Here is a 22,925-nt window from a genome sequence, read left to right on the forward strand (position 1 = left end):
GGGCAGTCACCCATGTCCCGAAGGAGTACACATGAGCCCATCGACAATGCCCCAGTCATCCACTCCGGTCGTCGGGTTCGACGTGGACACGACGTCCTCGACGACCGATGTCCTCCTCTCCCGCCTGGAGTCCCACCCCGACCACGGCGCCCTCGCGAAGTTCTCCGACGGAGAGTGGGTCGAGGTGACGACCGCCGACTTCGTCGCTCAGGTGAGTGCGGCCGCCAAGGGGCTCATCGCCTCGGGCGTCGGGTTCGAGGACAAAGTCGCGATCTTCGGCCCCACCTCCTTCGACTGGACTCTCAGTGACTACGCCGTGTGGTTCGCCGGGGCGATCTCCGTGCCCTTCTACGACACGTCCTCTCAGGACCAGCTCGCCTGGATGCTCGAGAACGCCGAGGTCACCAGCGGCCTCGTCGCGACCCGGGAACACGCTGAGCGGGTCCGCGATGCCGCGGCGATCGCCGGTCTGCCCGCCCCGCGCCTGTGGATCTGGGACGAAGGCGCGTTCCTCGACCTCGCCGCCGCCGGCGAGAGCGTGAGCGACGCCGATCTCGAGGCCCGGCGCGCGCAGGTCGGCAGCGAGTCGATCGCGACGATCATCTTCACTTCGGGCACCACCGGACGCCCGAAGGGCTGTGTGCTCACCCATGCGAACTTCGTCCAGACCGCGCAGGCCGCCGAGCAGCAGATCCCCGAGGTGACCGGAGAGGACGGCCGCTGCCTCCTCTTCCTCCCCCAGGCCCATGTCTTCGCCCGGTTCATCGAGGTCCTCTGCGTGTCCACGGGCGCCCTGCTCGCCCATCAGTCCGATCTCACGAAGCTCACCGACGCCCTCGGCAGCTTCAAGCCGACGTTCATCCTCGGCGTCCCCCGGGTCTTCGAGAAGGTCTTCAACTCGGCGCTGGCGAAGGCGCAGGCCGGGGGGAAGGAGAAGATCTTCCGGCGTGCGGAGAAGGTCGCCGTCGCCTATTCGAAGGCCCAGGACGCCGGCAGGGTCCCGGCGTCGCTTAAGCTCCAGCACGCCCTCTTCGACAAGCTCGTCTACAGCAAGCTGCGCGAGATCATGGGCAACAACGTCAAATGGGCGGTCTCGGGCGGCGGACCGCTCGGCACCCGCCTCGGCCACTTCTACCGCGGCATCGGCCTCATCGTCCTCGAGGGCTACGGCCTGACCGAGACGACGGCGCCGATCACGGTCAACATCGTCAAGAAGTCGAAGATCGGCACGGTCGGCGTGCCCCTGCCCGGCGCCACCGTCGCCATCGCCCCCGACGGCGAGGTGCTCGCCAAGGGCGTCCCGGTCTTCCGCGAGTACTGGAAGAACCCCGAGGCCACGGCCAAGGAGTTCCACGACGGCTGGTTCGCCACCGGTGACCTCGGCTCCCTCGACGAGGACGGCTACCTGAGCATCGTCGGACGCAAGAAGGAGCTCATCGTCACCTCGAGCGGGAAGAACATCGCGCCGGCTCCGCTCGAGGACGCCCTGCGCCGCCACCCGATCATCGGCCAGCCCGTGCTCGTCGGCGACAACCGGAAGTTCATCACCGCGCTCATCTTCCTCGACCCCGAGATGCTGCCGACGTGGCTGAAGAACCACGGCCTTCCCGAGATGACACTCGAGGAGGCCGCGGAGGACGACACCGTGCGGCAGACGATCGAGGCGGCCGTCGAGCGTGTCAACCGCACGGTCTCCCGCGCCGAGGGGATCAAGAAGTTCCGCATCGTCCCCGTCGAGCTCAGCGAGGCCAACGGCTACCTCTCGGCCAAGCAGTCGGTCAAACGCCACATGCTCGGCAAGGACTTCGCCGACGAGATCGAGGCCCTCTATGCGGAGTGAGTAGTATAGATTTCAACCACCGTGTCGGCCGCGGCCGTCGGGACGCCGTCAGGCGACCGCGGCCAACAGGGGGTCCACCATCGCCAGAGAGGAGATCCCATGTCGAACGACACCGCCGCCTACGTCAACGTCGGCGAGGAGTACAACCGGGACACGAACTACATCGAGGACCGCATCCTCGATGATCCCGACGCCCGCTGGCCCGTCGAACCCGGTCGCTATCGGCTCATCGCCGCCCGTGCGTGTCCGTGGGCGAACCGCACCGTCATCGTCCGCCGCCTCCTCGGCCTCGAGGACGTCATCTCGCTCGGCATGCCCGGGCCCACCCACGACCAACGGTCGTGGACCTTCGACCTCGATCCCGGCGGCGTCGATCCGGTGCTCGGCATCGAGCGCCTCCAGCAGGCGTTCTTCACCCGGTTCCCCGACTATCCGCGGGGGATCACCGTGCCGGCGATCGTTGACATCCCCACCGGCGCCGTGGTGACGAACGACTTCCCTCAGATCACCGCGGACTTCGCGACGCAGTGGCGCTCCTACCACCGGGAGGGTGCGCCCGATCTCTGGCCCGAGGAGTCTCGGGACGAGATGGAGTCGCTCATGAAGCTCATCTACACGGAGATCAACAACGGCGTCTACCGCTGCGGATTCGCCGGGTCCCAGGAAGCCTACGACAAGGCCTTCGATCGCCTCTTCACCGCGCTCGACACGATCGAGGAGCGGCTGGCGACCCGCCGGTTCCTCATGGGCGAATCGATCACCGAGGCGGACGTCCGGCTCTTCACGACGCTCGCACGCTTCGACCCGGTCTACTACGGGCACTTCAAGACCAACCGCACGGCGCTGCGCGACTTCCCCAATCTGTGGGGGTACGCCCGCGACCTCTATCAGACGCCCGGGTTCGGCGACACGATCGACTTCACGCAGATCAAACAGCACTACTACATCGTCCACAAGGACATCAATCCCACCGGCGTCGTTCCCGACGGACCGGATCTCTCCGGCTGGCTCACCCCGCATGGTCGTGAGGAGCTCGGTGGCCGTCCGTTCGGCGACGGCACGCCGCCGGGACCCGTGGCCGCCGGCGAGGAGGTTCCCGTCGAGCACACCGCCGCCGCCTGGGTGAGCTGAGACCCTGATGGCGTGACTCGCCGAGGCGATCGCCGATGGAGGCCTGGACCCGCGGGGTTCAGGCCTCCGTCGTCTCCGCTCGGCTGCGGCGACGGCGGCTGCGGACCTTGAGGACGATCCAGACGACGACGGCGATGACGACGACGGCGATGACGAGTGTCTGGAAGTACCCGGCGTAGGTCTCGACGATCGACCAGTTCTCGCCGAGGAGGAAGCCCGCGACGATGAGGACGGTGTTCCAGATCGTGCTGCCGGCGGCGGTGAGGAGAATGAACTTGACCATGGGCATCGCACGCATGCCCGCTGGAATCGAGATGAGCGAACGGAAGATGGGGATCATCCGTCCGAAGAAGACGGCCTTGTCGCCGTGACGGTCGAACCATGAGACCGTCTTGTGCACGTCGGCGACGTCGACGAGCGGCATCTTCACCGCGACCCGCACGATGCGGTCGAGACCGATCCACCGGCCGATCGCGTAGAGCAGGACGGCCCCGACGACCGAGCCGATCGTCGCGAAGACGATCGCCAGGACCAGGCTGAGCTGACCGCGACTGGCGGTGAAGCCGGCCAAGGGCAGGACGAGCTCGCTGGGGATCGGGGGGAAGATGTTGTCGAGGAAGACAAGGAACCCGACGCCGATGGGACCGAGGGTCTCCATGATGCGCACTGTCCAGGCGGAGAAGCCGCTGAGGTTCTCCGCGGCGCCGGAGGCGACGGTGTCGATGAGCAGTCCGGGCGCGGCGAGAGCGGCGGTGTGCGACATGCGCAACAGTCTAGGCAACGGCCTTGTCTGCCGCTCACAGAGCGCTCCCAGCGGTTAGTGTGGGAGCAGACACCGCACCGAACGAGCACTCAGTGACATGAAGGAGCACTCAGTGACACCAGCGAAGATCCTGGCCTCACGCAGTCCGGTCGCCGAAGCCGGACACCACGCCATCACCCAGCCCGGGCCCGCACATCTCATCCGCGCAGTGCAGCGCTTCATCCAGCGGCTCGGCAATCAGTTCGGGGCGGCGATCACCTATTTCCTCGTCCTCGCCATCGTCCCCATCGCGATGTTCACCTTCGCCGGTCTCGGTTTCGTCCTCGACGTCCTCCGGCCCGACCTCGTCCCCGTCATCACCGAGCAGATCGAGGCCTTCTCCCCCGGCAACTCAGCGATGACCGACCAGCTCGAGGGCTTCCTCAACGACTGGCAGGCCGTCGGCATCTTCGGTATCCTCGCGGGTCTCTACACCGGGCAGGGATTCATCGGCAACCTCGGAGCGGCAGTGCGCGCTCAGCTCCACGACGACTTCGACGACGAGGTCAACCAGCCGTTCGTCAAGAAGTTCGTCGGCAACGCCGTGACCCTCCTCGGGCTCATCGTCGGTCTGCTGCTCACCGTCGCCCTCACGGTCGTCGGCACCGGCCTGCGGTCGTTCATCACCGACCTCTTCAACCTCTCCGGCTGGATGTCCGGGCTTCTCGTCGCCGTGCCGATGCTCATCACGTTCGGGGCGTCGTGGCTGATCTTCATGTTCCTCTTCACGATGCTGCCCGAACATCCGGTGGACAAGCAGGCGAAGGTGCGGGGCTCGCTCATCGGAGCGGTCTGCTTCGTCATCCTCCTCAACCTCGCCACCGTCCTCGTCGACCTCTTCTCCGCGGGCAAGGCCGCGGGTGTGTTCGGGTCGATCATCGCGATCATGCTCACGCTCAACATCTTCGCCCGCATCATCCTCTTCGTCGCCGCCTGGATCGGCACCGCGCAGGCTCCGCGGCCGAAGGAGGACGACAGCGCTGATCACGGGTTCATCGAACCGAAGCTCCAGGCGCAGACTCTCGGTGCTCTCATGGCCGGTGCCGGGATCGTCGCGCTCACCCTGCTCGGCTTCAAGCGCTTCGACGAGAGGCGGTCGGAGAGCGCATCGGCGACACGGTAGAATGAAGCGGGAACTAGTCAATTGAATAAAGGGGACTCGACCTTTGACTGAAGCAACCACAGCTCGTCTCGACGAGTGGGCGAAGAAGCAGACTGCGGCTGAAGACCTCATCCCGCTCGTCGGCCGCCTCTACCGCAACAACGACGTGCTCCTCACCCTCTTCGGGCGTTCGCTGCAGGGCAAGTCCGTGACCGGCATGATCAAGGCTCACCGCTATGCCCGTCACTTCCTCGGCGAGGAGCTCGACATCGAGACCACGCTCGAGGTCGTCCGCGCTCTCGCCGACCTCGACCTCGGCCCTGCCCGGATCGATCTCGGTCGCCTCATCGTCAAGCTCAACGAGCAGTCGGCCTCGACCGCCGATTTCCTCGCCGCTGAGCTCGACCAGGTCATCGGTGCGCAGTCCTCCGACGATGAGGGCGTCCGCGACGTCGTCCTCTACGGCTTCGGACGCATCGGGCGCCTGCTCGCCCGCATCCTCATCGACCGCGCCGGCGGGACCGGGATGCGTCTGCGTGCGATCGTCGTCCGCCGTGGCGGGGAGAACGACATCGTCAAGCGCGCCTCGCTGCTGCGCCGCGACTCCGTGCACGGGAAGTTCGACGGCAGCATCGTCGTCGATGAGGAGAACAACACGATCCTCGCCAACGGCACCCTCATCCAGGTCATCTACTCCGATGACCCCTCCCAGGTCGACTACACCGCGTACGGCATCAATGACGCGATCATCGTCGACAACACCGGCAAGTGGCGCGATGAGGAGGGTCTGTCGAAGCACCTGCAGAGCAAGGGCGCATCGAAGGTCCTGCTCACCGCTCCGGGCAAGGGCGACATCAAGAACATCGTCTTCGGCGTCAACGACTCCGATATCACCGACGCGGACACGATCCTCTCCGCCGCGTCGTGCACGACGAACGCGATCACCCCGGTGCTCAAGGCGCTCAACGACCGCTTCGGTGTGCGCAACGGCCACGTGGAGACGGTCCACTCGTTCACGAACGACCAGAACCTCATCGACAACTTCCACAAGGGCTCGCGTCGCGGCCGTGCCGCCGGCCTCAACATGGTGCTCACGGAGACCGGTGCGGCGAAGGCTGTCGCGAAGGCTCTGCCGGAGCTCAAGGGGAAGCTCTCGGGCAACGCGATCCGCGTGCCCACCCCGAACGTGTCGATGGCGATCCTCAACCTCAACCTCGAGACTCCGACGACCGTCGACGAGCTCAACGCGTTCCTCCGTGAGACGTCGATGAACTCGCCGCTGCGCAACCAGGTCGACTACGTCGCCTCCCCCGAGCTCGTCTCGACCGACCTCGTCGGCTCGAAGCGTGCGGGTGTCGTCGACGGTCTCGCCACCATCGTCGACGAGGACCGCGTCGTCGTCTACGTCTGGTACGACAACGAGTTCGGCTACAGCTGCCAGGTCATCCGCTGCGTGGCGGAGATGGCCGATGTCGACACCCCGGCCTTCCCCGTCGTGGAGCAGGCCGAGGCCGTCGTCGAGACCGAGCCCGAGGTCGCCCCGGTCTGATCCGCTTGGTCGGTCCGGACTGAGTCCGGGACTCCGAAGAGGCGCCCACGTTGCGAACGTGGGCGCCTCTGTCGTCTTCGTCGGCGACGGCTGTCCGGATCTGCCTGACCGCCGCCGAGGTGGTCAGGCCCTGCCCTCGCCCCGGCGCTCCCGCTCGAGGGCGTCGTGGAGCCAGATCGGGGTGAACGTGGCGAACCGCCGGGAGAGTTCGTCGTCGCCGTCGAGGATGAGTGCGAACCTGTCATCGGCAGTCGAGAGCTCGTGCGCCCAGATCGGGCCGAGGCAGGCGAGGAGCAGGCAGGCGAGGACGACGGCGGCACCGAGGATCGGCGTCTGCGGCCACAGGAGGATCCCGAGGAGCACGCCGAGGACGGCGAAGCCGATCGCGATCGCCATGCCGCCGGAGCGGGTCCGCGGGACACGGGGCGTCGCCGGTCGACTCGCCGCCACCGAATCGAGCGGGTCCCGACCGAGCCTGGTCCACGCGACGATCGCACCGAGGGCGCAGACGATGCCGATCATGATGAGGCTGAAGGCGGAGAAGAGGAGCACCGCATCGATCCTCTCCCCCTGGGCCTGCAGTGCGGCGCCGAGCCCGGCGACGAGCATGGCGACGGCGAGGACGAGCATGCTCAGCAGTCGCGCACGCCTGATCGCCGTGAGCTCGGCGAGAACCCGGGCGAGATAGCTGCGTTCGGCGTCGCCGTCGATCGTGCTCATCGGACGAACCCTGCCTTCTTGTCGACGGTGTGGGGAAACGGAGTGCCCTGCCGGTGGAGGGCGAAGAGCTCGAGGAACTGATCCTCCAACCGCTGGCGCCACCCGTGGGTGTCTCCGGACATGTGCGGGCTGATGACGACGTTCTCGCACTCCCACAGCGGGTGGTCGGCCGGCAGCGGTTCGACGTCGACGACGTCGAGGGCGGCGCCGGCGATCGATCCCGCAGCGAGAGCGTCGACGAGGGCGGCGGTGTCGACGGTCGCGCCGCGGCCGACGTTGACGAAGAATGCGTGGGGATCCATCGCTGCGAACACGGAGGCGTCGAAGAGACCCTCGGTGCGTTCGGTGAGCGGGGCGATGTCGATGATCCAGTCGAAGCCGGACACGTGGGCGGCGAGCTCGTCCGAACCGATGATCGTGCCGAAGTCGGGGTCACCGCCTCGCGCGTGACTGCCGGCTCCGACGACCTCGACGTCGAGCGCGCGGAGCACGCGCGCGATCTCGCGTCCGATCGCCCCGGTCCCGACCACGAGCGCCCGGGTGCCTGAGAGGTCGGAGGTCGACTGTCGGTTCCACGCCCGACGACGCTGGTCGGCGAGGACGGCCGCCAGCGACTTCGCGTGGAGGAGCAGGAAGCCGAGGACGAACTCGGCGATCGGGCGATCGAAGACGCCGCGGGCGTTCGTGACGACGACGTCGGAGTCGACCAGGTCGTCGAAGAGCAGCGAGTCGACTCCGGCGGCGGCCACGTGGACCCAGGCGAGGTCATCGGCACGGTGGAACTGTCCGGCCAGCGCCGTGGAGAAGTAGTCCCAGAGAAGGAGCACATCGGTGCCCGGCAGAGCGTCGCCGAGCTCATCGGCACTGGCGGCGACGCGGACCTCGACGTCCTCGAGGTCCCCGAGGTCACGCAGGCGGTCGGGAACCCCGTCCTGGGGTGTCGTGAGAATCGTCAGTGTCGTCATCCGCGGAAGCTTTCGTGATCGTCGGCAGACTCAGACTATCCGATGCCGGGGTCGCTGCGGCAACCTCGGCGCCCTCAGGGACGAGGACGTGCTCACGGCTCGTCGTGTCCTTCTTCAGCGTCTTCGCCAACGGCGTGTTCGGCAGGAAGAGGAGGATGACGAAGCCGGCGAAGGCAAGCGGAGCCACCCAGAGGAAGAGGGGCACGAGCGCGTCGTTGTACGAGGTGATGATGAGGGTGTGCAGGGGTTCGGGCATCTGCGAGACGATCTGCGGGGTCAGACCCGTCGAGGAGACCTGAGGCGGCTGCGCGTCCGGTGAGGCGGCGGCGAGGTCGGTCATCCCGGCCTTGATGTTCTCAAGCAGACGCTGGGTGAACACCGAGCCGATGAACGCCATGCCCAGGGTCGCTCCGACCTGGCGGAAGTAGTTGTTCGCCGCCGTCGCGGTGCCGACCATCTCGACGGGGAAGGCATTCTGGACGACGAGCACGAGGATCTGCATGCTCAGACCGAGGCCGAGGCCGAGGAGCGCGAGGCCGACCATCGGCTCCCACGCGGGGCTGTCGGCCTTGAGCGTCGAGAGGAGGACGAGGGAGGCGCCGATGAGGAGGATGCCGATGAGCGGGTAGCGCTTGTACCTCCCGGTCCGTGCGACGACGAAGCCGATGAGGGTCGAGGAGAGGAGCATCGTTCCCATCATCGGGACCATCATCAGGCCGGCCACGGTCGCGTCGATGCCGTGGACCATCTGCAGGTAGGTCGGCATGTAGGAGAGAACGCCGAACATGCTCACACCGATGAAGAGGCCGGCGATCGTCGAGAGCAGGAAGTCGCGGTTGACGAAGAGTCTCAGCGGGATGACCGGCTCGCTCACCTTGGATTCGACGATGACGAAGGCGACGATCGCGAGGGCACCGACGATGATGAGTCCGTTGATCTGCCAGGAGCCCCACTCGTAGTCGTGGCCGCCCCACGCGGAGACGAGGACGATGCAGGAGGTGACGATCGAGATCAGGGCCATGCCCCCGACGTCGATCTTCGGGCGGGGGCCGTGCGTGTGCTTGGGGATCTTGAGGAAGACCGCTGCGGCGATGAGCGCGACGGCTCCGAGCGGGAAGTTGATCGCGAACGCCCAGCGCCAGCCGGGCCCTTCGGTGAGCCACCCGCCGATGAGGGGGCCGGCGACCGAGGAGACGGCGAACGCGGAGCCCATGATGCCCATGTACTTCCCGCGCTCGCGGGCCGGCACCACAGAGGCGATGATCGACTGCGAGAGGATCATCATTCCGCCGCCGCCGATGCCCTGGAGGACACGGCCGAGGATGAGCGTCGACATCTCGTTCGCGACGAGGGCGAAGACCGATCCGGCGAGGAAGCAGCAGATCGCGAACATGAACAGCGGCTTGCGGCCGAAGAGGTCGCCGACCTTGCCGTAGATGGGCATCATGATCGTCGAGGCGAGCATGAAGGCCGTCGACACCCAGAGCATCTGGTCGACTCCGTCGAGTTCGCCGACGATCGTCGGCAGCGCCGTGGCGAGCACGGTCTGGTTGAGGGAGAACATGAACATCGCGATCATCAGTCCCACGAAGAGGAGGATGATCGCCGAGGTGGTCATCGGCTGCGTGTCGTTGCTGTGGTTGCCCGGTGAGGTCGTCATGTCCCCGGTCCTCAGGTCGTTGTTGCTTCTCATCTCAGCTTTCATCTCAGTCGCTCGAGCACCTTGAGGAAGAGCCCCAAGGAGTCGTCGTAGACGTTCTTCGTGCCGTCGGGGGCCGCGGCGAGGTCGGGCGTGCGCTTGACCACCCGCGCAGCGTGCTGGAGTGGGACCATGCACAGTTGGGTGAGCATCCGCGCGCTGCGCCAGGCGGAGTCCTCGGACGAGAACTCCTGGCCGAGGTGCTTCAGCCGTGCGAGCACGTGCTCGGAGACGAGTTCCTCGAGCGCCTCGACCTGTTCGAACCGCTTGGTCACGAGCTCCGGATAGGCGGCGAAGAGCTGCCTCCTGCGCACCGAGAGCCGCGGGTCCGTGCCGACGAGGAGCGCTTCGCGCACGAAGTTCGCCGTGTCCTCGGCCAGGGACTCGATGCCGGTGTCGGATTCGACATAGTCGCGCACCAGCTGGGTGTCGATGGTCGAGACGTCGAGGCCGACGATCGCGTCCTCCTTCGTCTGGAAGTAGTTGAAGAAGGTCCGCGGAGACACCCCCGCGTCGGCGGCGATCATCGCCACCGTCACCGCGTCGAGTCCCTCGTCGAGGACACGGGTGATCGCCGCTTCGTGGAGCGCGGTGCGGGTCGCTCGCGCCTTCTTCGTCCGCAGCGATTCGTGGTCAGTCATGCCCTTAATTTTGCACCATCTGCAACTTTTCATCAACTGCAAAATTGCAACTGTGCAGTATTTCACGCCCGAACGCCGACGGGACGTTCAGGGGTCGAGGGTTCGGGAGTTCGCGGGCGGCCGCGAACGCGCGCTGGGTCTGCTCGAGTGAGCGATCGCGGGGTCGGGCGATCGCGGGTGACGGCGCTGCGGAGTCCTCCGCGGGATGTCGGAGCCTGGTGAGAGAGTCCGAGTCAGGCCATGAGTTCGCGCAGGCGCACCCGGTGCTGCTCGAGCACCTGGAGCTGGCGCAGCAGCGCGGTCTGCGCCTCGGCGTCCGTGGCGGACTGCCGCTGGAGGCGCGAGTGGAGTTCCTTCGCGATCCTCTCGAGGTCGTAGTCGAAGAGCTTCGCGACGATGCCCTGGGCGAACTTCTCGGCGCCCATCCCCTCGGACACGGGCAGCGGGGTGACGAGGAGCTGGGCGATGCCGGGCTTGAGGTCCTCATCGCTGGCGTCCATGACGGTCTCCACCCACCGCCCGGGATCGGCGGCTCCCGCGCGCAGTCCTCCCGCCGCGCTGAGCACGGCTTGGACCCGGCGGTACCCGGGATGCTCGAATGCGTGGGCAGAGAGCGAGTCGAAGAGCTTCGCGTTGACGAACTCCGGATGCTGGAGGGCGACCATGAGCGCGCCCTTCTCCGTCTTCAGGCGCGTCGGGGTGATCGGAGCGGAGAGGTTGGAGACGTCGGGGCGCTCGTCGTAGACGTATTCGATGCCGTCCTCGCCCGGCGCCCCCGGCCGACCACCGCCGCCCGCGGAATCCCCCGGACCGCCGGAGGCACCGCGGCCCCCGTTCGCACCGGAAGCGCTGCTCGGACCCGGACGGCCGGCGGTCCGAGCGTTCTCGGATCCCGACTGCCGACCCCGGTCCGATGCGGAGGCACGCGGGTGCCGGCGGGCGGTCTTGACGGCAGCCTCCACCTCGGCGATGTCGACGCCGATGCGACCGGCGACGAAACGGTGGTAGTGGCTGAGGCTGTTGCGGTCGCGGATGCCGGCGAGCACCTCGGCGCTGGCCCGGACGGCGGCGATGCGGCCCTCGACGGTGTCGAGGTCGTACTGGGCGATCGCGGTGGTGATGACGAACTCGAAGAGGGGTCTGCGGCCCTCGATGAGCTCCCGGATCGCGGCATCGCCCTTCTCCAGGCGCAGGTCGTTGGGGTCGAGGCCCGAGGGTTCGACGGCGACGAAGGTCTGCGCGGTGAACTCGGATTCGAACTCGAAGGCCTTGAGCGCCGCCTTCTGTCCCGCCTCGTCGCCGTCGAAGGTGAAGACGACCTGCGCGCTCGGATCATCCCCGATGAGGCGGCGGACGATCTTGACATGTTCGGCGCCGAAGGCCGTGCCGCACGTCGCGACGGCCTGGGTGACGCCGGCGAGGTGGGCGGCCATGACATCGGTGTAGCCCTCGACGATGACGACGCGCTTGGTCTTCGCGATGTCGCGCTTGGCGAGGTCGAGTCCGTAGAGGACCTGGTTCTTGTGGTAGAGCGCGGTCTCCGGGGTGTTGAGGTACTTCGGCCCCTGATCGTCGTCGAAGAGCCGCCTCGCCCCGAAGCCGATCGTCCGACCCGTCATGTCCTTGATCGGCCACATCACCCGCCCGCGGAACCGGTCGTAGATGCCCCGGCTGCCTTCGCTCGCGAGCCCGGCCGCGAGGATCTCCTCATCGCTGAAGCCGGCCCGGCGCAGGTGGGAGGTGAGCGCATCCCAGGATTTCGGGGCGAAGCCGATGCCGAAGTGGGCGTTCTCCCCGGGAGGGAAGCCCTTCTCGGCGAGGAAGTCGCGGGCGATCTGCCCGGCGTCCTCACCCAGAGCGGTGGCGAAGAAGCGCTCGGCGACCTCGTGCATCTCGAGCAGACGCTGGCGTCTGCTCGCCTGCTCCCGGTCGGGGCCCTTGCCGTCCTCGTAACGCAGGTGCATCCCGATCCGCCCGGCGAGCATCTCGACGGCCTCGACGAAGCTGAGCTGCTCGACCTTCTGGAGGAACGTGAAGACGTCTCCGGACTCCCCGCAGCCGAAGCAGTGGTACATCCCGACCTGCGGGCGGACGGTGAACGAGGGGGTCTTCTCGTCGTGGAAGGGGCACAGGCCCTTGAGCGAGCCGATGCCCGCGGTCTTGAGCGTGACGAACTCGCCGACGACCTCGTCGAGGCGCGTGCGCGAGCGCAGCTCGTCGATGTCCTCGCGCTTGATGAGTCCGGCCATGGTCTAGAGACGATCCCCCGCCCCGGCTTGGATCCGGTGGTAGAGCGTCCACGCCGAATGGTCGGTCAGGGACGCGATCTGGTCGGCGATGACGCGCAGTCGGGCGGCATCGTCGGCGGCTTCGGTGTGGTCGGCGGCGAACATCGGATCGAGCCCTCTCGGGTGCGCGTCATACCATTCGGCGAGCGTGGTGATGACGGTGTCCTGGATGTCGTGGAGGCGCAGCCGGTCCTCGGCGACCATGACCGTGAGTGTGGCCATCCCCTTGAGCACGGCGATCTCCACGGCCGTGGACTCGGGGACGACGAGCGAGGCCTGGTAGCGGTTGAGCGACTCCCACCCGTACTCCTCGCGGGTCGCGGCCTCCGCGGCGCCGACGAAGCGGCCGATGAGCTGGCTTGTCATGTGCTTGAGGGCGGCCTGGGCGCGGCGGGAGCCGTCGAATTCGGTCTCCGGCCAGTATGCGGCGGCCTGGAGGCGGGTGAGCGCCTTGTCCATCTCCGCGTCGTCGGTCTCGGGCAGGTACCACTGCCGGGTGATCGCGAAGAGCTCCGCGCGTCGGGTGTCATCGGTGAACTCGCTCAGGCGCAGGTGCCCGGCGACGACGGCGTCCTCGACGTCGTGGACCGAGTAAGAGATGTCGTCGGCGAGATCCATCACCTGGGCCTCGAGGCAGCGGCGACCGTTGACGACACCGGCCCGGTAGAAGTCGAAGACGGCGATGTCGTCGTCGTAGACGCCGAATTTCCGCACTCCCGAATCGCGTCGCCCGGCCGAGGCCTCGGCCCGCGGCCACGGGTACTTCGTCAGGGCGTCGAGGCTGGCCCGGGTGAGGTTGAGCCCGGCGGGTCGGCCATCGGGGGCAAGCACCTTGGGTTCGATGCGGGTGACGAGGCGCAGGGTCTGCGCGTTGCCTTCGAAGCCGCCGATGTCGGCGCACAGCCGGTCGAGGATCGTCTCCCCGTGGTGGCCGAAGGGCGGGTGCCCGAGGTCGTGGCTCAGGCATGCGGTGTCGACGATGTCGGGATCGCAGCCGAGGTAGCGGGCGAGTTCGCGGCCGACCTGCGCGACTTCGAGGGAGTGGGTGAGCCGGGTGCGGACGAAGTCGTCGGTGCCGGGCGAGACGACCTGCGTCTTCGCGCCGAGGCGGCGCAGCCCCGAGGAGTGGAGCACGCGGGCGCGGTCGCGCTGGAAGGCCGAACGGCGCGGGTTCTTCGCCGGTTCGATGACCCAGCGCTCCTCGTCGCGGGCGGTGTAGTCCGCGACGTGCCCGGAGGCCTGGGCGATGCGTGCGGAGGTCTCGGTCGGCACGCTCAGCCTCCCGAGATGTCGAGTTCGGCTTCGGCGAGCAGCGCGGTGCCGCTGGCATCGAAGACGCGGGAGTCAAGCCAGCCCTCGGGCAGGTGGGGGCGCTTGGGGCGGGTCGTGCGTCCGCGCGAGCCCTCGGCGGCCTCCCCCGGGTAGGGGGCGTCGTCGAGTTCGGCGAGGAGGGCGTCGAGTTCGGCCAGGGATGAGACCATCGCGAGTCGGCTGCGCAGATCGCCGCCGACGGGGTAGCCCTTGAAGTACCACGCGATGTGCTTGCGCAGGTCGCGGGCTCCGTAGAACTCCTCGCCGTAGTAGTCGACGAGGTATTCGCCGTGGAGGCGGACGGCACGGGCCACCTCGGCGAGTCCGGGACGGTGGCGCTCATCGCTGCCGTTGAGTGCGTTCGCGAGGTCCCCGAAGAGCCACGGCCGTCCCTGACAGCCGCGGCCGATGACGACGCCGTCGCAGCCGGTGCGCGCCATCATCTCCAGCGCGTCCTCGGCGGAGAAGATGTCGCCGTTGCCGAGCACCGGGACGCTGTCGCCGAGGTGGTCCTTGAGCCGGGCGATCGACTCCCAGTCCGCGGTCCCGGAATAGAGGTCGGCGGTCGTGCGCCCGTGCAGGGCGATCGCCGCGACGCCCGCGTTCCGGGCGGTCTCCCCCGCGTCGAGGTACGTGTGATGGTCGGCGTCGATGCCCTTGCGCATCTTCACCGTCAGCGGGATCCCGCCCCGGTCGGCTTCGCGCACCGCGGTGGTGACGATCGCCGTGAAGAGGTCCTGCTTCCACGGCAGGGCCGAGCCGCCGCCCTTCCGGGTGACCTTGGGCACCGGGCAGCCGAAGTTGAGGTCGATGTGGTCGGCGCGGTCCTCCTCGACGAGCATGCGCACGGCCTGCCCGATCGTCACCGGGTCGACGCCGTAGAGCTGGACCGAGCGCGGGGTCTCATACGGTTCGTGGTGGATGATGCGCATGCTCTTGGGGCTGCGTTCGACGAGCGCGCGTGAGGTGACCATCTCGGTGACGTAGAGTCCGGCACCGTATTCGCGGCAGAGCCGGCGGAACGCGGTGTTCGTGATCCCGGCCATGGGGGCGAGCACGACCGGGGAGGACAGCTCGATGGGGCCGATGCGCAGAGGCGCGACGGCCGGGGACGTGGATTCGCTCATGACACTCACCCGTCCATTATCCCAAAGGCAGGCAAATCGGACACCGCCCGGTCCGTTCCCTTACTCACAGTCGTCGACCGGTCGCCCTCGGCGGGTGCCTCCCGCAGTTCGCGAACGTCCCATTCGGTGACCGCGCCCAGTTCCTCGCCGAGGCGGTCGTCGTGGGTGACGAGCAGCATCGCTCCCCCGAATCCCTCGAGCGCCGAGGTGAGCGCCCGCTGGGAGGCGACGTCGAGGTTGTTGCCGGGTTCGTCGAGGAGGAGCAGCTGCGGGGCGGGGTCGGCGAGCAGGGCGGCGGCGAGCGCGACGCGGAAGCGCTCCCCTCCCGAGAGCGTCCCGCACAGCTGCTCGGTGCGCCCGGCACGCAGACCCATCGCCGCGAGCACCTCGTGGACGCGATGCTTCTCCAGTCCCGGGTTCGGGTCCCGGACGGCATCCATGACGCTCGAGTGCTCGGGCAGCCGGTACTGCTGGTCGAGGTGGGCGATGGGCACGTGGACGGCTGTGCTCAGCCCGGGGAAGAGCTCGACGACCGGAGCGCTCGCCGACCCACCGCGCAGGGCGGCGAGCAGGCTCGACTTTCCGGCGCCGTTGGGTCCGGTCAGGCGGATCCGCTCCGCTCCGACGATCGTCCACGGACGCTCGAGCCCTGCGCTGTCGATCTCGAGCACCCGCTTGCCGGCATGGACCTCGGTCTCGGGCAGGTGGAGGGTGATCGACGGGTCGCGGCGGAGGGCGTCCTTCGCCCTCTGCACGTCCGCTTCGGCTCGGGCTTCGTCGGCGGCTTTGTCTCCGCGACGTTTGGCTGCCGACTTCTGGGCGAAGTCGCTCAGTCCGTTCATGACGATCTTCGGCCGCCGCTTGTTCGCCGTGTCCGTGGCCGCCTTCCGGTCGGCGCGCGCCAGCGTCGTCTCGAGCTCGATGCGCTGGCGCTTCTCGATCGTCAGCGTCTTCTTCGCATCGGTGAGCCGAGACCGCTTGGCCTCCTCCTCGGCGGCGACCATCTCCTCGTAGGCGCTGTAGCCGCCGCCGTAGACACGCAGTTCGTCAGTCATCTCGACGATCGCGTCCATCGTCTCGAGCAGGTCTCGGTCGTGGGAGATGATGAGGCTCGGTCCGCTCCGCCGGTCGAGGAGCTCGCCGAGGAGTCTGCGCCCTGCGGCATCGAGGTTGTTGCTCGGCTCGTCGAGGATGAGCCATGCGGATCCGGCGAGAGCCGCACGGGCGAGGCCGATGCGCATGGCCTCCCCACCGGAGAAGGTCCGCAGCCGGCGGTCGAGGTCACGGGACTCGAGACGCAGCCCCACCTCGGCGAGGGCGGACAGGGCCCGCTCTTCGATGTCCCAGTCGTCGCCGATGACGGCGAAGTCCTCGTCCTCCCCGTGCCCGGCGAGGGTGCGGTGGAGGGCGGAGCGGACGGTTCCGATGCCGAGGACGGTCTCGACGGGGACATCGGTGTGCGGGAGCAGCTGGTCGATGTGGACGGCGCCAGCGGAGCCGATGACGGTGCCCGTCGTCGGGGTGAGTTCGCCGGTGAGGAGACGGGCGAGGGTGGACTTTCCGATCCCGTTGTCACCGACGAGGCCGACGCGTCCGGTCGGGATGGTCGCGGTGAGGGAGTCGAGGATCTCGGTGTCGTCGCCGAGGCGGTAGCCGAGTCCGGAGATGGAGATGGCAGCAGTCATCTGTGACCTCATTTCGTGCACACGTGTGTGGTGCGGGGCCGTTTCGCCCGCGGGTGCGGAAATGAGTGGTCACTTCACTGGGGGTGGCTGCCTTCCGACGGGAATGGGACCCGTCAAGGATGCCTGAGTCCGGTGGGGCCCGTCAAGGGCGGACCGCCTCGGCGGGGGCGGTCTCAGACGATGATGAGGATGAGTTCGGCCGGACGGTCGCTGGGGTTGGCGACCTGGTGCGGGACGTCGCCGGGGGCCTGCGCGCAGTCGCCGGCGCGGAGCACGGTGCGACGGTCGATCGTGACGATCTCGACGATCCCGGCGAGCACGTAGAAGGTCTCCCGGGATCCGGAGCGGTGGGCGGCGATGGCGGAGGTCTCGCTGCGCGGATCGAGGGTGTAGTGGATGACCTCCATGTTCTCCATCGGGGAGGGGAGGTCGCGGCGGTGCGTGCCCGGACCGTAGCTCGTGAGCGCGAGGATGGCTTCGCTGGGAGTGATGACGACCTCGGGTTCGGCGAGCAGTTCGCCGACGTCGACGCCGAGGGCGCGCGAGAGGCCCATGGCATTCGAGACGGAGGTGTCCTGTTCGCCGCGCTCGATCTTCGACAGGGCGGCGCGGGAGATCCCGGCGCGGGCGGCGAGCTCGTTGAGCGTGAGGTTGCTGTGCCGCCGGCGGGACCGCACCCGCGCGCCGAACACCCGCGCTCCCGTGTCCTCTGACTTCGCCATGATCCCATCCTAGTGTATTCTCAGATAGTAGATTTCGATCCATGAAGAGCGAAAATGCCCGGTGTCCTTGCGCTCTCCCCTCTTGCCCTCGTGATCGTCCTCCTCGCCGTCCGGGTGCCGACATGGATCTCGGCGGCGGCAGGACTCCTCGGGTCGATCGTCTGTGCGCTTCTCGCATTCCCCACACCGCTTGCCGTCTTCGCCGCCGCCGGCACGGACTACTTCCCGCTCGTCGTCGAAGTCGCCCTCATCCTCCTCTTCGGCATAATGCTCGCCTCGATCCTCGAGGCCAGCGGTGCCATGCGCGCACTCTCCGGCTGGGTCGAGGCGACCGTGCCGAGTCGATCGATCGGCGTCGCCCTCGTCGTCTTCGGGATCGTCCCCTTCGCCGAGTCCGTCACCGGCTTCGGCATCGGTGTGACGATCGGCGTGCCGGTGCTGCGCCACCTCGGCTGCTCGATCCGCCATTCCGCGCTCTTCGGCCTCCTCGGGCTCGTCGCCGTCCCCTGGGGTGCGCTCGGCCCGGGCACGACCGTCGCTGCCGCGCTCGCCGACCTCGACGTCGACGCGCTTGGCCTGACGACGGCCTGGATCAATGCGATCCCCATCGCCGTCGTCCTCGTCGCGATCATCGTCCTCGCTCGCCCGAAGCCCCTCAGCGCCCTCGGCATGGCAACTGCCGCCGGGCTGCTCTGGGCCGGCATCCTGGCTTCGAACGCCCTGCTCGGCATGGCCCCGGCTGGCATCGTCGGCTCGCTCCTCGTCATCGCCGGCATCGGCCTGCCCCTGTCGATCCGCAGCCGCTTCGCCGGGATGGACCGCAGGCTCGGCCGCGCGGTGTTGCCGTATGCGACACTCACGGTGGGCATCCTCCTCGCCCGTGAGCTCTACGCCCTCGTCCCGTCGCCCCTCACCGACATCGTCTCCTCTCCCCCGTTCTGGCTCGCGGTCGCCTGCCTCGTCGCCGTCCTCGTCGCCCGGGGCCGGGGGCGAGCGCGCGGGGCGAGCGCCGGGCCGGCGGACACCCCGGGTCCCGGACCGACGGACACCCCGGGTCCCGGACCGACGGACGCCGAGGCCGGCGAAACGGCGGACGCAGGCGACTCCGGCACCGACCCTGACCCAGCTGTCGCCTCGGCGAAGGAACCCCTGCGCCCGGTCGCGGCGTCCGCGGTCCGCGCATGGGTCCCCATCGGGGCGGCGACGGCGGCGTTCATGGTCATGGGCTGGGTGATGACGACGAGCGGGATGAGCGACGCGATCGGCGCACTCGTCCCCGCCGGCCTCCTCCTCGTCACTCCGTGGCTGACCACGGTCGGGGCGGTCCTCACCGGGTCGAACACGGGCAGCAACGCGATGTTCTCGGGCACCCTCGCCTCGGCGGCCGACGCGGCAGGGGCCCCGGCGATGACGGTCGTCGCCGCCGGAAATGTCGCAGGATCCTTCGCCGCCCTGGCCGCGCCCCCGCGCGTCGCGATGTCCGTCCAACTCTCCGGCGGCACCGGCGCGGATCCCCGCGACGGATTGTGGGTGCTCGGCCGCGCGGCGCTCATCGTCGCGATCAACGCGCTCGCCGTCGGCCTCTGGCTGCAGTTCCTCGGGTGATTTCCTTCGACGACATCACGCCGCGTCACAGTTCGCCCCCGCAGGCGCACGTCCTCCCCGAAGCGGCACCTCCACCCCGCAACCGCACGTCCTACCCGTGACAACACCCCATCGTCGTCGGTTCACAGACAACCCTCCGCTCGGCACGTCATCCCCGCAGCGACGAAACCTCCCCGTGCACGCGTAGGAAATACCGCTCCGGGTGCCGGGTGCGTGCATCCCCGCCGAGGCGGTCGTCCCGTCCGGCGCCACCAACCCGCCGAGGTGGTTCGACAGATCGTCGCCCTCGCCGGTCCCATGCCGGCTCAGAGCCGGATGAGTTCGCGCGGGAAGTCCGTGAAGGTGTCGACACCGGAGTCGGTGACGAGGATCGACTCGGAGAGTTCATAGCCGTAGCCGTTCATCCACATCCCGCAGATGAGGTGGAAGGTCATGCCCGCCTCGAGGATCTGGTCGTCCTCCGTCCGGATCGAGATCGTCCGCTCACCCCAGTCCGGCGGATAGCCGATGCCGATCGAGTACCCCAGCCGACTCGGCTTCTCGAGCCCGCCACGCGCAAGCACCCGATTCCACGTCCGGGCGAGCTCGGCGGTCGGAACGCCTGGGGCGGCGACGTCGAGCACGGCCGCGAGCGCCTCGGCGACGACCCCCTCGAGGCGGACGAGCTCCTGCTTCGGACGCCCCACCACGGCAGTGCGCGCCAAGGGGACATGGTAGCGGCGGTGGACGCCGGCGAGTTCGATGCTCACCGACTCATCGGCGGCGAAGGTCCGATCCGTCCAGCTCAGGTGCGGAGTGTCAGCGCTCTCACCGGTGGGCATGAGCGGGACGATCGCCGGATAATCACCCCACGACGGCCCGCTCCCCCGCGCCTGCGCGGCGGAGATCGCGGCGGCGACCTCGTGCTGGCCGACCCCCTGCCCGACCGTGCCGAGGGCTGCGTCCATCGCCGCGCTCGTCACTTCGGCGGCCCGGTGCATGAGGGCGAGCTCGTCAGCGGACTTGATCGCCCGGATCCAGTTGACGAGCTCGAACGAGTCGACGAGACGCCACTCGGGCACACCGTTGACGAGCGCCCGAAAGGCGCGCGGGGAGAAGAAGTGCGAATCCATCTCGACCCCGACCGGCGAGGACGAGGCCCGGGCGACCTCCCACCGCTGACGGAGCGCGAAGGCGACCCAGTCGAAGGGGTGGATGTGCGGGCGCTGAACGTAGCGCTCGGGGTAGCCGACGATGTCCTCGGGCGGCAGCCACGAGGTGTGGGAGGCCCCGCGGGCGTCCATGTCGCGCAGGAAGAGCGTGAGCGGACCCGAGGAGGGGACGAAGAGCAGCTGCGGTGTGTAGAACGACCACGCGTTGTAGCCGGTGAGGTAGTAGATGTTGGCCGGATCGGTGACGATGAGCGCCGAGAGTCCCTGATCGCTCATCCGTCCGCGCACCGCGGCGATCCGGGCGAGGTACTCCTCCGGGGAGAACCCGAGGTTCTGCGCCCCGATCGTGTCGACCTCCCCCGGCGTCGGCTGCGGGCGCGAGCGCACCGCCTGCCCCGCACCGCCCTGCTCGGATCCCGGCCGCATTCCCTGGACGTCGGGACGGTCCGCCTCGCCGCCGGTGAACAGCTCGCCTTCATTCATGCCCTCAGTGTGGTGATCGCGCTCACACGGTGTCAATGACGGTCCGCGAGCGTGTCGACGGGCACCGCCTGCACCTCGGATCGCCACGCATTGACGGATACAGAATGAAATTTCAACACAATCAACTGAATCCGCACAGCGGACTACGCATTCCGACTGATTCAATGGTAGATTGATCTGAGACTCACATCACGGAGGTGAAGAATGGCCCACTCGCTGCCGAGCGGAAGCAGTCACCGCCTGGGCAACCTCGACGAGAAGTCCAAGGCGATCATCGTCGAACTCCAGCATGACGGACGCAAGTCCTACTCTGCCATCGGGAAGTCCGTCGGACTCTCCGAGGCGGCCGTGCGACAGAGGGTGTCGAGGCTCATCGACTCCGGCGTGATGGAGATCGTGGCCGTGACCGACCCGCTCAGTCTCGGCTTCGCCCGACAGGCCATGGTGGGAGTGAAGGTCCGCGGAGACATCTCGAAGGTCGCCGACAGGCTGCACGGGTACGACGAGATCGACTACCTCGTCGTCACCGCGGGGTCGTTCGACCTCCTTGTGGAGATCGTCTGCGAATCGGACCGACACCTCATCGATTTCGTCAACAGGGAGCTCCGGTCGATCGACGCGGTCGTCGACACAGAGCTCTTCATGTACCTCTCACTCGAAAAGCAAAAATACAATTGGGGGACACGATGACAGACAATGTCACCAGAGCCGGCACTCCGTATCAGGAAGCCGTGCGCAACAACGTGTGGATGCATATGGCTCCGCACCAGGCCCTGTTCAACGGCGGACAGGCACCGATCATCACCCGCGGCGAAGGCCACTACATCTTCGACGATCAGGGCAAGCGCTACATCGACGGCCTCGCCGGTCTCTTCACCGTCCAGGTCGGACACGGTCGCGAGGAGATCGCGAAGGCGATGTACGACCAGACCATGAAGCTGCCCTTCATGCCGCTGTGGTCCTTCGCCCACCCGCAGGCCATCGAGCTCTCCGAGCGCCTCGCCTCCTACGCCCCCGGCGACCTCAACCGCGTCTTCCTCACCTCCGGCGGCGGCGACTCCGTCGAGTCCGCGATGAAGCTTGCGAAGAACTACTTCAAGCTCACCGGCAAGCCCGGCAAGCACAAGATCATCTCCCGTGCCACCGCCTACCACGGCACCCCGCACGGCGCCCTGTCCGTGACCTCCCTGCCGGGCCTGCGGGAGCAGTTCGCCCCGCTCGTCCCCGGTGCCCACAAGGTCCCGAACACGAACTTCTACCGCGCGCCCGAACCGTACGCGCACGATGAGAAGGCCTTCGGCCGCTGGGCCGCCGACCGCATCGCCGAGGCGATCGAATTCGAGGGTGCCGACTCCGTCGCCGCCGTCTTCCTCGAGCCCGTGCAGAACTCCGGCGGCTGCTTCCCGCCGCCTCCCGGATACTTCGAGCGCGTGCGCGAGATCTGCGACGAGAACGATGTCCTCCTCGTCTCCGATGAGACGATCTGCGCCTACGGTCGCATCGGCGACATGTTCGCGTGCAACGACTTCGGCTACGTCCCCGACATCATTACCAGCGCCAAGGGCATCACCTCGGGCTATGCTCCGCTCGGTGCGATGATCGCCTCGGACCGCCTCTTCGAGCCCTTCGGTCCCGGCGGCGACGCGACCTACTACCACGGCTACACCTTCGGCGGTCACCCCGTCGCCTGTGCCGCTGCGATGGCGAACTTCGACGTCTTCGAGAACGAGAAGCTCAACGACCACGTGCACGAGAACGCCGGTGCGTTCAAGTTCACGCTCGAGAAGCTCAAGGACCTCCCGATCGTCGGCGACGTCCGCGGTGAGGGCTTCTTCTACGGCATCGAACTCGTCAAGGACAAGGACACGAAGGAGTCCTTCACCGAAGAGGAGTCGGAGCGGATCCTCAAGAACTTCGTCTCGGCGAAGATGTACGAGAACGGCCTCTACTGCCGTGCCGACGACCGTGGCGACCCGGTCATCCAGCTCTCGCCCCCGCTGACCGTCGGTCAGAAGGAGTTCGACGAGATGGAGCAGATCATCCGCGGCGTCCTCCAGGAAGCCTGGACGATGTTCTGATCGTCACTCGCACGACGACGGCCTCG

At 67.9% G+C, this 22,925-nt stretch carries 18 protein-coding genes; 7 read left to right on the top strand and 11 right to left on the bottom strand.

Annotated elements, in window-relative coordinates:
* Positions 1 to 31 precede the first annotated feature (31 nt).
* Entirely contained in the window at positions 32 to 1,840 is a 1,809-nt protein-coding gene (locus AC0VYB_RS10950) for an AMP-dependent synthetase/ligase (RefSeq protein WP_238614619.1), read from the top strand.
* Between the two features lie 99 nt (positions 1,841 to 1,939).
* Entirely contained in the window at positions 1,940 to 2,971 is a 1,032-nt protein-coding gene (locus AC0VYB_RS10955) for a glutathione S-transferase family protein (protein ID WP_063250140.1), read from the top strand.
* Between the two features lie 58 nt (positions 2,972 to 3,029).
* On the opposite strand, the gene AC0VYB_RS10960 is transcribed toward AC0VYB_RS10955, so the two are convergent.
* Positions 3,030 to 3,734 (bottom strand): DedA family protein, encoded by a 705-nt coding sequence (locus AC0VYB_RS10960; RefSeq protein ID WP_063250141.1) that lies wholly within the window; start codon positions 3,732 to 3,734, stop codon positions 3,030 to 3,032.
* Positions 3,735 to 3,846: 112 nt separating this feature from the next.
* Here AC0VYB_RS10960 and AC0VYB_RS10965 point away from each other — a divergent pair, with 112 nt between their 5' ends.
* Positions 3,847 to 4,896, top strand: coding sequence for a YhjD/YihY/BrkB family envelope integrity protein (locus tag AC0VYB_RS10965; RefSeq protein WP_063250183.1), 1,050 nt, complete (start codon positions 3,847 to 3,849; stop codon positions 4,894 to 4,896).
* Positions 4,897 to 4,939: 43 nt separating this feature from the next.
* Positions 4,940 to 6,424 carry a glyceraldehyde-3-phosphate dehydrogenase gene (locus AC0VYB_RS10970; RefSeq protein WP_063250142.1) on the top strand — a complete coding sequence of 495 codons (1,485 nt, stop codon included), beginning with the start codon at positions 4,940 to 4,942 and terminating at the stop codon, positions 6,422 to 6,424.
* Positions 6,425 to 6,547: 123 nt separating this feature from the next.
* Here AC0VYB_RS10970 and AC0VYB_RS10975 read toward each other — a convergent pair whose 3' ends face one another.
* The 9 genes from AC0VYB_RS10975 to AC0VYB_RS11015 form a co-directional block, all read right to left on the bottom strand.
* Positions 6,548 to 7,144, bottom strand: coding sequence for a hypothetical protein (locus AC0VYB_RS10975; protein ID WP_063250143.1), 597 nt, complete (start codon positions 7,142 to 7,144; stop codon positions 6,548 to 6,550).
* Complete coding sequence (locus AC0VYB_RS10980; protein ID WP_179952573.1) at positions 7,141 to 8,109, bottom strand: D-2-hydroxyacid dehydrogenase; 969 nt, start codon at positions 8,107 to 8,109, stop codon at positions 7,141 to 7,143. The genes AC0VYB_RS10975 and AC0VYB_RS10980 overlap by 4 nt, the downstream gene beginning before the upstream one ends.
* Entirely contained in the window at positions 8,051 to 9,802 is a 1,752-nt protein-coding gene (locus AC0VYB_RS10985; RefSeq protein ID WP_009377087.1) for an MDR family MFS transporter, read from the bottom strand. The genes AC0VYB_RS10980 and AC0VYB_RS10985 overlap by 59 nt, the downstream gene beginning before the upstream one ends.
* An 8-nt stretch (positions 9,803 to 9,810) precedes the next feature.
* Positions 9,811 to 10,449, bottom strand: coding sequence for a TetR/AcrR family transcriptional regulator (locus AC0VYB_RS10990; RefSeq protein ID WP_119296203.1), 639 nt, complete (start codon positions 10,447 to 10,449; stop codon positions 9,811 to 9,813).
* A gap of 233 nt (positions 10,450 to 10,682) precedes the next feature.
* Positions 10,683 to 12,698 carry a DNA primase gene (gene dnaG, locus AC0VYB_RS10995; protein ID WP_201671028.1) on the bottom strand — a complete coding sequence of 672 codons (2,016 nt, stop codon included), beginning with the start codon at positions 12,696 to 12,698 and terminating at the stop codon, positions 10,683 to 10,685.
* A gap of 3 nt (positions 12,699 to 12,701) precedes the next feature.
* Complete coding sequence (locus AC0VYB_RS11000; protein WP_009377084.1) at positions 12,702 to 14,009, bottom strand: deoxyguanosinetriphosphate triphosphohydrolase; 1,308 nt, start codon at positions 14,007 to 14,009, stop codon at positions 12,702 to 12,704.
* A 2-nt stretch (positions 14,010 to 14,011) separates the two neighbouring features.
* Positions 14,012 to 15,175 (bottom strand): tRNA dihydrouridine synthase DusB, encoded by a 1,164-nt coding sequence (dusB, locus tag AC0VYB_RS11005; RefSeq protein WP_009377083.1) that lies wholly within the window; start codon positions 15,173 to 15,175, stop codon positions 14,012 to 14,014.
* Between the two features lie 5 nt (positions 15,176 to 15,180).
* A complete protein-coding gene (locus AC0VYB_RS11010; RefSeq protein WP_131247781.1) occupies positions 15,181 to 16,860 on the bottom strand; it encodes an ATP-binding cassette domain-containing protein in 1,680 nt (559 codons plus the stop codon).
* Positions 16,861 to 17,033: 173 nt separating this feature from the next.
* A complete protein-coding gene (locus AC0VYB_RS11015; RefSeq protein WP_009377081.1) occupies positions 17,034 to 17,582 on the bottom strand; it encodes a helix-turn-helix domain-containing protein in 549 nt (182 codons plus the stop codon).
* Positions 17,583 to 17,636: 54 nt separating this feature from the next.
* Between AC0VYB_RS11015 and AC0VYB_RS11020 the strand changes: the two genes are divergently transcribed.
* Entirely contained in the window at positions 17,637 to 19,187 is a 1,551-nt protein-coding gene (locus tag AC0VYB_RS11020) for an L-lactate permease (protein WP_009377080.1), read from the top strand.
* Between the two features lie 305 nt (positions 19,188 to 19,492).
* On the opposite strand, the gene AC0VYB_RS11025 is transcribed toward AC0VYB_RS11020, so the two are convergent.
* Positions 19,493 to 20,821 carry a M24 family metallopeptidase gene (locus AC0VYB_RS11025; RefSeq protein WP_095375487.1) on the bottom strand — a complete coding sequence of 443 codons (1,329 nt, stop codon included), beginning with the start codon at positions 20,819 to 20,821 and terminating at the stop codon, positions 19,493 to 19,495.
* A gap of 204 nt (positions 20,822 to 21,025) precedes the next feature.
* On the opposite strand from AC0VYB_RS11025, the gene AC0VYB_RS11030 reads away from it, so the two are divergent.
* Both AC0VYB_RS11030 and AC0VYB_RS11035 read left to right on the top strand, forming a co-directional pair.
* Positions 21,026 to 21,511, top strand: coding sequence for an Lrp/AsnC family transcriptional regulator (locus AC0VYB_RS11030; protein WP_095375486.1), 486 nt, complete (start codon positions 21,026 to 21,028; stop codon positions 21,509 to 21,511).
* Positions 21,508 to 22,899, top strand: coding sequence for an aspartate aminotransferase family protein (locus AC0VYB_RS11035; RefSeq protein ID WP_051995511.1), 1,392 nt, complete (start codon positions 21,508 to 21,510; stop codon positions 22,897 to 22,899). The genes AC0VYB_RS11030 and AC0VYB_RS11035 overlap by 4 nt, the downstream gene beginning before the upstream one ends.
* The last annotated feature ends 26 nt before the right edge of the window (positions 22,900 to 22,925 follow it).

Source organism: Brevibacterium sp. Z349TD_9 (assembly GCF_056173565.1).